The following is a 12,240-nucleotide window of genomic DNA, read 5'->3' as shown; positions in this document are numbered from 1 at the left end:
GCGAGTTATTCGCTCACCTACTACCGCAAGTCCACCGTCAGTCCTGCACCGCCTTCGCCAGCGCCACGTAGCGGGTCACTGCGGAGGGATCCGACGCCAGCACCCTGGTGGCCTCGCGCACGACGCGCAGCAGCACCCAGGCGCGGGCCCGGTCTTCGTCGAAGCCGCCTGCGTCGATCAGCGCGTAAAACCGGCGCCGGACCCCGCCGCGGACATCGTCGGCAAGCTCGTCCCACCAGCTCCACAGCATCGGCGCGAGGTCGTAGGCCGGGTCGGCATTGAGCGGGTGCGGCGCGATGGCCAGCCACGGCGCGCGATCGGCGGCGAGCACGTTGCCGTAATGGAGGTTGCCGTGCGCGACGCTGTCCGCGGGCAGCGCCGAGAGCCCGTCACTCAGCGCCATCGCCTGCTGCACCAGCCGGTGGGGGATCGGTGCGCTGCGCGGAAGGGCCTGGAAGTCGCGAAGCCATTGCTCGAGAAGCGCTGGCACCGTGGGTAGTTGGGGCATCGCGGGCACGTGGAGGTGGCGGTAGAGTCCCGCGACGACGTAACAGGCCTCGACGTCGGGCCTGCTGGTCAGGTCGATCCGATGCAGCCGTTCGAGCAGCAGCGCATGGCGGCGCGGATCGGCGCGAAACAACCGCGCCGCTCCCCGGCCGCCCCAGCGCCGCAGCACCAGGTGCTCGAGGGCGGATGCGGTGCCGAGCTTGAGCACGGCAGGGGTGCCGTCGGACGTGCGTACGGGCACGATTGTCGATCCGGTCCCGCCGATCGGCGCACCATCGGGGCGTAGCTCCCATTGCTGCAGCTGACGTTGGACGTTGGCACCCATCGACCGCCATCGAATCATGTGCGACCCCTACGGCGGCTTGGCGCGACGCATTCCCCGCGCCCGCAAACGTGCGGTAGTTTCGATCGACACAGCGACGGGGGCACGCTGACGAGGAGTTAGCAACAGGTGGACGCGACACCATTCGGGCACTACCAGCTACAGCAGCTGATAGGCCGGGGCGGAATGGGTGAGGTCTATCGGGCGTACGACACCCACACCGACCGGATCGTGGCGCTGAAGGTGCTGCCGCCGAGCATGGCCGCCGACGAGACGTTTCAACAGCGGTTCCGCCGCGAGTCGCAGGCCGCTGCCGGGCTCAACGACCCGCATGTGGTGCCGATCCACGGCTTCGGCGAGATCGACGGCCGGCTATATCTGGAGATGCGGCTGATCGAGGGCCGTAATCTGGGCACCATCCTGGCCGACACCGGCAAACCGTTGGACAAGGCCTTGGCGGTCAAGGTGGTCGAGCACGTGGCCACCGCGCTGGACTCCGCGCACGAGGCCGGGCTGATCCACCGCGACATCAAACCGTCCAACATCTTGATCACCGATCGAGAGTTCGTGTATCTCATCGACTTCGGGCTGGCGCGCAGCGCCGGGGAGAAGGGATTGACGACCGCGGGCAGCACGCTGGGCACCATGGCCTACATGGCCCCCGAGCGGTTCGAGGGCAAGCCGGTGGATCCCACGGCGGACATCTACGCGTTGGCGTGTGTGCTCTACGAGTGCCTGACCGGGGTGCGGCCGTATCCGGCCGAGACCCTCGAGCAGCAGATCGCCGGGCACATGACCAAGGAGGTGCCGCGCCCGTCGGGCACCGATGCGCGACTGGCGCCGTTCGACGAGGTGATCGCCAAGGGCATGGCCAAGAAGCCGGCCAAGCGCTACCAGAAGGCCGGCGACCTGGCCGCGGCGGCGCGACGGGCGCTCAACGCGCCGGTGCGCGCGTCGGGCAGCGGTCGGCATCAGGCCGGGCGGGCGGCGTCGAGCGGGCCGCGGGTGTCGCGGCGGGCGTTGGCGGTCGCGGGCGCCGTGGTGCTGGTGGCCGCACTGGGCACGTTCGGGGTGCTGCAGTGGCGCGGCAACTCCGGGAGAGACGACGCGCGCCCTGCCAGCGCCGAGGCGAGCACGGCGACGCCGGCGGCCGCACCGGGCGCGGTGGCGCCGATCGCCGAGACGGTGCCCGAGGACATCAAGTCGACGGGCCGGCTGATCATCGGCGTGAATGTGCCTTATGCGCCAAACGAATTCAAGGACGCCGACGGCCAGATCGTCGGGTTCGACGTCGACCTGATGAACGCGATCGCGCGCACGCTCGGCCTGGCGCCCGAATACCGGGAAACGGCGTTCGAAGCGATCTTCCCGTCGGTGCGGGCGGGCGACTTCAACGTCGGGATGTCGTCGTTCACCGACACCAAGGAGCGTGAGGATCTCGTCGACTTCGTGACGTACTTCGAGGCGGGCACGCTGTGGGCTCAGCGGGTGGGCGCCGAGGTGGACCCGGCGAACGCGTGCGGGCTGCGAGTCGGGGTGTCGTATGCGTCGCTGCAGGAGACCGAGGAGATCCCGGCCAAGAGCGAGGACTGTGTGGCGGCCGGGATGTCGCCGATCGACAAGGTCGTCTACGTCAGCCAGGACGACCTGAACACCGCGCTGATCAACGGGGAAGTCGATGCGCTGTCGGCGGATTCACCGGTGACCGGATTCGCGATCAAGACGTCGGGCGGGTCGTTGGAGGCCGCCGGTGAGGTGTTCGACAGTGCGCCCTACGGGTGGCCGGTCGCGAAGGGTTCGGCGTTGGCCGAATCGCTGCGCCAGGCGCTGGAGCACCTGATCTCGACGGGGGAGTACCGCACCATCGCCACGATGTGGGGCGTCGAGAAGGGCATGATCGACAAGCCCACGATCAACGGCGCCACCCGGTAGACGCGCTATCGGTCTACGGCAGAACGGTTCTCATCAGCATCACGTTGTACGTCGACCATTGCGAGAGGTTGTAGTACAGCTCCTTGCCCGTCGACCACGGATGCAGGAACGGCGCGTAGATGCCGCCGGGAATCTCCATTGACCGCGCAAGCACCCGCTCGGGACTCCACGGCCCTTGCGGCGCAGGCGCGGTGCGGGAGACGACGTCGTTGGCGCCGTTGCAGTACAGCACCAGATATTGGTTGAGGTGTGTGTTGAATTGGGCCGACATCTCGCCCACCGGGCCGGGGATGACGACCGTCGCCGCCCCCGGATCGCCGGGCACCCAGGCGTTCGCGTCCGCGCTCCAGTACTCGTAGCGCCGCAGATCCGCCACCGCGGCGGGCAGCACCCGCGAGATGTACGCCGAACCGCCACGCCCCGACGGCGTACCGAACGAGTACAGGTACGGGTCACCGGGCCCGGGCTTGAGGAACGCCCCCTGCTGGAAGTTCTCGTTGCCTCCCACGTAGCGCGCCCGTTCGACGCGATCTGGTGCGGCGGGGCGCACGGAATCCGGGTAGACGCCCCAGTTCTCGCCGTTGTCGGGTGACACCGCGATCGCCGAGAAGTTCGTCGTCCACCGCCCGTCGGCGTCCCAGCTCCTGATGGACATGAAGTTGACGTACTGCTTGCCGCCGACCGCGACGCCCGCGGTCGGGATGATGCCCTTCTCCTCGGGCGCCCACTTGATGCTGTTGATGATCTGTTTGGACAATCCCGGCGCCCACAGCGGCGAGCCGGAGTGCTTGTTGGCGACCATGCCGTCGGGCACGCCCACCGTGTTCGACAACGTGCCGTCCTGGCTGCGGAACAGCACGTTGTAGCGCCACTGCTGGCCGCGCACGCCGCAGTAGCCGTACGTGTCGCCGAAGGCCATCAGCACCTGCCGATTGACGGGATCGCCGTTGTCCCACATGATTCCGAGATCGGTGCCGGTGATCGCGAACTTCTTCACGGTGTCGTTGGGGCTTTCCGGCCCGGTCACCCAGCCGACGATCGACGTGCCCGGCGGGGCGGGCGGCGGCGGAGCCGGTGGCGGCTCGACCACCGCGGCCGCTGCCTCGGGCCTCGCGGGCCTCGGCACGGGCTGCACCGCGGCCTGCTGCTGCACCTGGGCACGGGGCAGTTGCCCGAGCCGCGGCGCGGGGGCGTCGTCGTTGGTGTTGCGCGGCCGGTGTCCGACCGGAGGACCGCCGGGTCCCAGCGACGGTGTCTCCTCGGCGTTGGGCGCCGGCGGTTGGATCGCGGCGGCAGCACCCGTGCACGGCTCGGCGCTCGCGGGCGGCGCGCTACCGATCACCACGCACAGCGCAGTCGCCGACGCCACCGAGAGCGAGGCAATTCGACGCGGCGACATGTCACACCTTCCGGGCGGCGGACGTCGCAACGACGTCGGCGATGGGCCGGTGTGACGTTAGTGACCGACGAGGCCGGTGTGGCCCACGATGCACGGATGGGTACCGTTCCGTGACCGTGTCGCAACCCGATATCGTCGCCCGACTGCCTACGGCGACCCATCGGTGGCAAACTTTTCGCCACGACGGCGTCGTCGTGGCGAACCGCACTCCGCCCGGGCCGGAACGCGCCCGCTACCTGCAACTTTCTTGACGTAGACGAAAATTTGCCATTTTCTGCATAATCGCTGCGCCGGTATGCGTGACTCAGAAGCTGCCTTTGCCGTAAGTTTTCCCGTGCAAGTTCTGACTCCCACATATCGGAGGCTCCCGATGGCCCCATCCGCTGACCGGCGTGCTCAAAATGCGGTGCTCACTGCGGTCTTCAGCTATCCGCACAGCACCTATGCGCGCCATATCGGCAGGGTGGGAGCGTTGGCGGTGGCGCTCGGCGTCGGTATCGCGGTGGCGAGCGGAAACGGCGCAGGCATCGCCCGCGCCGACAACACGTCCGGCGCCGACGGCACCTCCGCCGCCAGCGATCCCTCTGCGCCGTCGATGGCCACCGCCACCGATCCGAGCGGTGAGTCGCCCGCAGGCCACACCGACAACCAGGCGCCGACCGACGACGACGTATCCGGCCAGGACCCCGACGACGAGGTGGCGCAGGACCTCGCGACCGACGACCCGTTGGTCACCATCGTGGACGACGACGTCGCCGGTGCCGAGGAACAGCCGCCGACTTCGACGCCGCCCGCACCGTCGGAACCGGGTGAGGTGAGCGCACCGACGACGCCGCAGTCCGCACCGCCCGAACCGGACGGCTCCTCCGCCGCGCGAGCGATCCCCACGCCCGAAGCACAGATTCCCGACCCGGCTCCCGCTGCCGAGGGCCCCGACGCCGCTTCCGTCGAGGACACACCCGCCTTCTCGACCTTGCGCTTCTCGTCTGACGACGACATCGATGCGCCGGAACTGTTCACCACCACCACCACCACCACGGTCGACGAAACCGGTGTCCCGGATGTCGTCGACATCGCCCCGACTCAAACCGCGGGGGTCGCCACCGGGTTGGTGGGCACAATCGTGAACGTCGCCACAACGGTTGTCGGAGCGTTGCTTTCGCCGTTCATCGGATCCGGACCCGACACACCGGCCGACCCGCCGCTGTTGTGGGCGGTGTTGGCGTTCGTGCGTCGCGAGATCACCCGGACCTTCTTCAACACCAGCCCCGACGCCGTCGCGGACCTGATCACCACCTCCGAGGACACGCCCATCACCATCGACGTCCTGGGCAACGACGTCGACGACGACACCTTGAGCGTCACCGCGGTCACCCAACCCGCCAACGGCACCGTTGTCGTCAACCCCGACGGCACCATCACCTACACCCCGAACCCAGATTTCTCCGGCAGCACCGATACCTTCACCTACACGGTCAGCGACGCCGAAGCGTTCCACTTGCACGGACTGGCAAGCCTTTTCGGTGGCGGCAAGCACACTGACACCGCGACGGTCACGGTGAGCGTCACGCCCGCCAACGATGCGCCGGTGGCCAACGACGACACCTACACCGTCGGCGAGGACGGTGTGCTGGTGGTGCCCGCCTCCACCGGCGTCCTGGTCGGCGACACCGACGTCGACAACACCGCGGACCAACTCACGGCCATTTTGGTGGCCCCACCGATGAACGGCACGTTGGACTTCAACGCCGACGGCTCATTCACCTACACACCGCTACCCGAGTACAGCGGTCCGGACAGCTTCACCTACCAGGTCACCGACGGCGTCGCCACCAGCAACGTCGCCACGGTGACGATCACGGTCGGCGCGCTCAACGACCCGCCGGTGGCCAACGACGACACCGCCACCGTCGACGAAGGCGGTAGCGCCACCATCACGGTCACCGCCAACGACACCGATGCCGACGGCAAGGTCGATGTGACGACCGTGACCATCACTCGGGAAGCCGAATTCGGCACCGCCACAGTGGATCCTGTCACCGGGGTGGTGACCTATGTGTCGACGGCGACCGGTGTGACCAGCGACAGCTTCGAGTACACGGTCGAGGACAACTCCGGCGCCGTCAGCAGCCCCGCCACCGTGCACATCACCATCGTCAGCGCCGCACCGCTGGACATCGATCAGCTGCGGAACCTCCTCGAGAGCGGCGTGGTGGAGGTCAGCGCCAACGGTGACGGCACGATCCGGGTGATCGACGGGCAGTTCATCGACGTGCCGGTGCGCAACAGCGCCGAAGCGGCCCAGGTGTTGAACCGCGTGGCCGAACTACTCGGGGCCTCGGCGAACTTCGCCGCGGAGGAGCGCATCACCGACCTCGCGATCGAGGGTTTGGACGGCAGTGCGGTTGGTGCGGCGCACTTCTACAGCCTGCGCCAGGAGGTCAACGGTATACCCGTTGTGGGAAGCGAGGTCGTTCTCGTCACCGACCACAACGGCGCCGTCACCGGCGTTTTCAGCATGTACGACACCGACATCACCGCCGTCGACACCACGCCCGACGACAGTTTCGGCGTCCAGGACGCCACCGACACCGCGGTCGCCGCGCTGCTGAACCATTTCGGGGATCTGTCCGACGCGGAGCGCGACGAGCTGGTAGCCGGGTTGACGTCGCAGGCCGACCTCGTCGTCTACAACGCTGACCCCAGCACGTCACCTCGATTGGCTTGGCGTGTGACGCTTTCCACCGACCCCTCGGTCGACGATCCGCAGGCCGACCTGCCGTTGGTCGCCGACACGTACTACTTGTACGCCAACGGATGGGAGGTGGGCACCCTCTTCGCCGAGACGTCCGCGATGGAGGCGGCTGCCGCCTCGACGTCGGAGACGGCACCCGATGCGCTCGGAAACGACCGCCCCATCACCGTGGAGGTTCGCGAAAACCCGCCCTTCGGGAATACTTACGTCCTACGCGACGTGGCACGCAAGCTCGAGGTGTACCGGGCGCAGTGGTACAAGGAGGGCAGGTATATCGGGACGAGGAACGGTCAAGAGATCACGAAAGACCTGCTGGGCAACTGGGATCGCGACGGGGTGTCGGCCTTGGCCAACGCGGCCGCCGCCCACGACCTCTACAAGCGCCTGGACCCGAACTTCCTCAAGGGTGTGATGAGCACGATCCGGTTCGACGTCGTCGGCAACGGCCTGGACAACGCGATCTGGACGGGGACCCCGCGAATCATCCTGGCCGAGGACTATGCGGCCGGTGCAGACATCGTCGGCCACGAGCTGACCCACGCGGTGATCCAGGCCGTCATGACCTACAAGAACGGCTCGCACATCGACTGGCTGGGTGGCAACACCGAGGCCAACGCGCTCAACGAGGCCTACGCCGACATCATGGGCGGGCTGATCGAAGCGAGCGTCTACGGCGACTCGCAGTTCTCCATCGAGCGGTGGCGGATCGGTGAGGCCCTCTGGGACGTCAACAGCGCAAGGACGTGTGCGAAGGTTGCCTGCGCACTTCGCGACATGGCCGCCCCCGACAGCCAAGACGGTGAAGACGACTACCGCACGCACTACCGTCAGCTCGGCGCCGACGAGTACGAGAACAGTACGATCTTCACCCACGCCGCCTACCTGATGATGACCGACTCGGCCACCACCGAAGTCAGCGACTCCATGTGGGCGAAGGTCTTCTACAACTCATTGGGCGCGATGCCCAGCAACGCCGACTACCGGATGGCGCGATACGCCGTCATCAACCAGGCCAGGGCGGTGGGCTTCGACGCCTCGGCGATCAACGCCATCAAGCGTGCCTTCGACGATGTCGGCATCGCTGGAACGCCCGTAGTGCTCGGCGGCGTGTTCCTTCCCGGCGCCCCGGAGGGAAATCCCTACGGGACAGCCGGTTTCAACGCCGACGGCACCCGCGCGCTGGTGACCACCCTGGACTACGATGCCTCCGGAACGCCCACCAGCTACCTGGCGCTCATCGACCCGTTCACCGGCGAGCGGGTCGGCAGCACCCTCGGACGCGCCTCGAACGGACTTCAGGCCCGGTTCACTCCCGACGGCCAGCGCGTGGTGGTCCTCGCCTCCGAGGAGACCGCGACGGGCTCGTACCTCACCACGGTGACCGTCATCGACGCGCAGACCGGGGCCCAGATCGGGACGCCGGTGCCGTTGGCCGGCGGCGGCCAACTCAGCTTCAACGACACCGGCACCAGGGCCGCGGTCACCGCGGACGAGTGGAGCTCGGCGACCAACACCTACGCCACCCGACTGGTCCTGATCGACACGGCCACCGGTCAGCAGGTCGGCGATGTGGTCACCGTGACCGGCTCCAATCCCGGTGGCGTGCAATTCAACCCCACGGGTACGCGCGCCCTCATCACGATCGGGCTCGACGAGGACAACACCAAGCAGGGGCAGCGTTACGAGGTGACCGTCGTCGACGCCGTCAACGGTGGGCGACTCGGCGATGTCGTCGACCTGTCGGGTGACGACAACCTCAGCGCATCCCTGGTCTTCACCGCAGACGGGACGCGAGCGGTGTACGTGACGTCCGCATTGGATCCGAGTCGAGTCAGTCGCGTCACGGTCATCGACACCGCGACCGGACAACAGCGCGGTGCGACGTTCGCCCTCGACGGCCATCTGACAGGTTCCTTTACCGCGCTGTTGGCGATCCCGGAGACCGACCGCATCGTGGCCATGACGAGAGAATGGGCGTCCTCCGACACCACCTACGTCTCGATTGTCGATGCCGCAACCGGCACACAGGTCGGCACCTCGCTGGTTCTCCCGGACAGCGAGGGCTTTCAGACCCTGCTGTCCGACAACGGAACCCGCGCGGTCATCATCCACCGCAGCACGTCGCTTCCGACGCCCACGACATGGATGACCGTCGTGGACACGGCTTCCGCGACCCAGGTCGGCCAGATCAGTGTGCTCGGCAATGTCAATTTCGGCGGCCACCTGAATGCCGACGGCACGCTGGCCACGGTCGCGGTCATGACCGACGTGTTCTCCCGGACGACGCGATTGGCCACCATCGACACCATGACAGGAGAGCCGGTCGGCGAGATCGTCAGCGTGCCCGGCGGGCTGGAGTTCTCGGACCTGGAGTCGATCTTCGACGGCGACGGTGACCGCGCGATCGTCACGACGGTGTTCAACAACGTCATCCGCGCGGCGGTGTTCGATGCGACGACGGGAACGCAGATCGGCACCACCGTCACGCTGCCCGAGAACGGCGTCCTCAACGGGGGCCGGGCCAACGAGGACGGAACGCGCGCGACGATCACCCAATGGGTCGGCGGCGACACCCGGGTGTCGGTCATCGACATGACCACCGGCGCGCTCATCGGTGAGCCCGTCGTCATCTCGGGCAACGGCGAGGTGGCCCAGTTCACCGCCGACGGCACCCGCGCCGTCGTATCCGCCTACGAGACCACCTTCGATCCCGACACCGGGGCGTCGACCGAAATCACCTCCGTGGCGGTGATCGACGTCTTCAGCGGCATGCAGGTCGGTCAGACCTACACCCTGCTGGGCCGGCCCTATGCGGACATGATCTCCGGCGACCACGACCTCGTGCAGCTCAACACCGAGGGCACGCGGGCCATTGTCACCACCGGCCTGGCCACCCCGGGTGCGTTCCACACCGCCTACACCACGGAGGTGACGGTGATCGACATGTCCACCGGGGCGCAGATCGGCGAGACGTTCAGCGTGGCCGGGCAGATGCTCGGACTTGCGCAGATCGACCCGCAAGGCGGCCGCGCGACGATCACGACGATGGACTACCACCCCGGCAGTTCCACCACCAGTACGCGGGTCGTCGTCGTCGATCTGACACTCGCCCGTCCGGTCGGGGCGACCTTGTCCGCGTGACGCACCTCACGGTGCGAGCGTGTAAGCTGGGCGGTAGACCGTCACCGGTCGGCAGTGCCATCGGCCTGCACCTCACCGTCCGCTCTTTCGGATGCGGCACTTATCGAAGGACTTAATTCTTGAAGTCGAACGACCTTTTTTCCCATCTTCCCGAGGCCGAAGACGTCTCGGACCAGCATGATCCCGCGGAGCCCGTGCAGAACCCGGTGTTCTCCGACGGCCCCAAGCGGGCCACCCCCCTCGCCGCCAGGTAGTTCGCTCGGCCTACCGCACCACGATCGTGTGTGCGCCACGAGCCACCAGTTCGCCGATCACCGGCGCGCCCGGGATCTCACCGGCGATCAACAAGCCGCCGGAGGTCTGCGCGTCGGCCAATAACAGCGCCTCGTCCCGGCCCACCGCACCCAGGTCGACGTGCGGCGCCACCCAGTCCAGGTTGCGCTTGGTCCCGCCGCTGACGTAACCGGCTTTCACAGCTTCCCGCGCGCCGTCAAGGTAGGGCACCGCCGCCGCGTCGAGTACTGCGGTGACACCGCTGGCCCGCGCCAACTTGTGCAGATGGCCCAGCAGCCCGAAACCCGTGACGTCGGTGGCACATTGGACACCGGCCGCCAGGGCGGCCTGTGCGGCCGCCGCGTTCAGCGTGGTCATCGCCTCAATGGCGTGGGGGAAGCGCTCGCCGGTGGCCTTGTGCCTGCTGTTGAGCACGCCGACACCCAGCGGCTTGGTCAGCGACAGCGGGACCCCCGGCTTACCGGAGTCGTTGCGCAGCAAGCGGTTCGGGTCGCCGATGCCAGTGACCGCCAGGCCGTACTTCGGCTCCGGGTCGTCGACGCTGTGCCCGCCGGCCAGATGACAGCCCGCCTCGCTGCAGATGTCCAGCCCGCCGCGCAGTGTCTCGGCCGCCAGCTCGAACGGCAGCACCTCGCGCGGCCAGCCCAGCAGGTTCACCGCCACGACGGGACGCCCGCCCATCGCGTACACATCGGAGAGCGCGTTGGCGGCCGCGATGCGTCCCCAGTCGTAGGCGTCGTCGACCACCGGGGTGAAGAAATCCGTCGTCGCGATCAACGCCAGGTTGCCCCGGATGCGCACCGCGGCCGCATCGTCCCCGTGGTCCAGCCCGACCAGCAGCTCACCGACCGGGTCCAGCGGCGCGGCCGTCAACCCGCGCACCACGTCCTCCAGTTCGCCCGGCGGGATCTTGCACGCGCAGCCGCCGCCGTGGGCGTACTGGGTCAGTCGGTGGGCGCCGTGATCTGTCATGGCGTCCATCGTGCCTGGCATGATCGACGCGTGGGTAGGGAGGCGTATCCGGTCTGGTGACCGGCACGGTCTTCAAAATCGCTGAGCGGCAGATTCTGTCGCTGGCGGGTTCGATTCCCGTCCGCCTCCGCCACCGCTCACGCCCACACGATCTGCCCGTCGGCCCGTATCCGGGCCCCTTCCGACGGCTCGTGCTCGACGAGCCGGCCGTCGTGCATGAGGTGGCAGACCTGCACGGAGAACTTCACCACCGCCACGTCGGCGACGATGCGCCGGTGGCAGCGCCACCACACCGACTCGCTGCACATCATCGCCGTGCGCTGCCGCCGCGACTGCGCGATCAGCTCGGCCAGCGCCTCGCCGAACGGCTCGGTGCGGGTGTAGGCGGCATACGCGGCGAACTGCTGCACCCGCCACCAGCGGTCCTCCGGTTCGGTTCCGGCGGGCAGCCGCCGTCGCCCGCCGAGCCGCTCGTCCCAGCGGTAGTCCAGCTCCGCCTCGCCGGCCCACCCGGCGATCGCACCGGTTTCGACGTCCGGGTTGCGCCTGCTGTTGGGGTAGCGGCGGATGTCGACGAGGGCGGCCACGTCGGCGCCGCGCAGCAGCGGCACCAGACCGCTTCGGTCAAGTGCGCCGTGTCCCACCGAGATCAACACACCGACTGTGTACCCCAAAGCGCGCCAACAGGGTACAACTGAGGCAGTGAGCGTCGTTTTGGTGATCCTTTATCTTGCCGGGTGGCTTGCCACCACGGTGGTCCTGCTGCGCAACGGCTTCGGTGACGACGAGGACGGCCGCCAACAGCGCACGGTCGTCGGCCTGGTGAACGCCCTGACCGCGTTCGCACTCGCGGCGGTGTGGCCGATCTCGGGTTGGCTGCTGCCGATCGTCCGCTCCGTCATGGACAACCACGAGTAA

The 12,240-nt window shown here is 68.0% G+C and carries 8 protein-coding genes and 1 tRNA gene; 5 read left to right on the top strand and 4 right to left on the bottom strand.

The window, feature by feature from the left end; translation table 11 throughout:
• Positions 1 to 37 precede the first annotated feature (37 nt).
• Positions 38 to 832, bottom strand: coding sequence for an aminoglycoside phosphotransferase family protein (locus ABQE89_RS21605; protein ID WP_448420416.1), 795 nt, complete (start codon positions 830 to 832; stop codon positions 38 to 40).
• 126 nt (positions 833 to 958) lie between these two features.
• Between ABQE89_RS21605 and stpK7 the strand changes: the two genes are divergently transcribed.
• Positions 959 to 2,761 (top strand): serine/threonine protein kinase StpK7, encoded by a 1,803-nt coding sequence (gene stpK7, locus ABQE89_RS21600; protein WP_448420414.1) that lies wholly within the window; start codon positions 959 to 961, stop codon positions 2,759 to 2,761.
• Between the two features lie 13 nt (positions 2,762 to 2,774).
• On the opposite strand, the gene ABQE89_RS21595 is transcribed toward stpK7, so the two are convergent.
• Positions 2,775 to 4,160 carry a glycoside hydrolase family 183 protein gene (locus ABQE89_RS21595; protein ID WP_448420413.1) on the bottom strand — a complete coding sequence of 462 codons (1,386 nt, stop codon included), beginning with the start codon at positions 4,158 to 4,160 and terminating at the stop codon, positions 2,775 to 2,777.
• Between the two features lie 370 nt (positions 4,161 to 4,530).
• Between ABQE89_RS21595 and ABQE89_RS21590 the strand changes: the two genes are divergently transcribed.
• Positions 4,531 to 10,056, top strand: a complete 5,526-nt coding sequence (locus tag ABQE89_RS21590; RefSeq protein WP_448420411.1) for an Ig-like domain-containing protein — start codon at positions 4,531 to 4,533, stop codon at positions 10,054 to 10,056.
• A gap of 119 nt (positions 10,057 to 10,175) precedes the next feature.
• Positions 10,176 to 10,310: a hypothetical protein gene (locus ABQE89_RS21585; protein ID WP_448420409.1), complete on the top strand. Its 135-nt coding sequence runs from the start codon at positions 10,176 to 10,178 to the stop codon at positions 10,308 to 10,310.
• Positions 10,311 to 10,320: 10 nt separating this feature from the next.
• On the opposite strand, the gene selD is transcribed toward ABQE89_RS21585, so the two are convergent.
• Positions 10,321 to 11,322 (bottom strand): selenide, water dikinase SelD, encoded by a 1,002-nt coding sequence (selD, locus tag ABQE89_RS21580; protein ID WP_448420407.1) that lies wholly within the window; start codon positions 11,320 to 11,322, stop codon positions 10,321 to 10,323.
• Between the two features lie 38 nt (positions 11,323 to 11,360).
• Between selD and ABQE89_RS21575 the strand changes: the two genes are divergently transcribed.
• Positions 11,361 to 11,455: transfer RNA gene (locus ABQE89_RS21575), tRNA-Sec, on the top strand.
• Positions 11,456 to 11,459: 4 nt separating this feature from the next.
• On the opposite strand, the gene ABQE89_RS21570 is transcribed toward ABQE89_RS21575, so the two are convergent.
• Positions 11,460 to 11,978: a DUF488 domain-containing protein gene (locus ABQE89_RS21570; RefSeq protein ID WP_448420405.1), complete on the bottom strand. Its 519-nt coding sequence runs from the start codon at positions 11,976 to 11,978 to the stop codon at positions 11,460 to 11,462.
• 46 nt (positions 11,979 to 12,024) lie between these two features.
• Here ABQE89_RS21570 and ABQE89_RS21565 point away from each other — a divergent pair, with 46 nt between their 5' ends.
• Complete coding sequence (locus ABQE89_RS21565) at positions 12,025 to 12,240, top strand: hypothetical protein (RefSeq protein WP_448420403.1); 216 nt, start codon at positions 12,025 to 12,027, stop codon at positions 12,238 to 12,240.

Source organism: Mycolicibacterium sp. XJ1819 (assembly GCF_053483675.1).
This window is presented reverse-complemented; position numbering and strand designations above follow the sequence as displayed.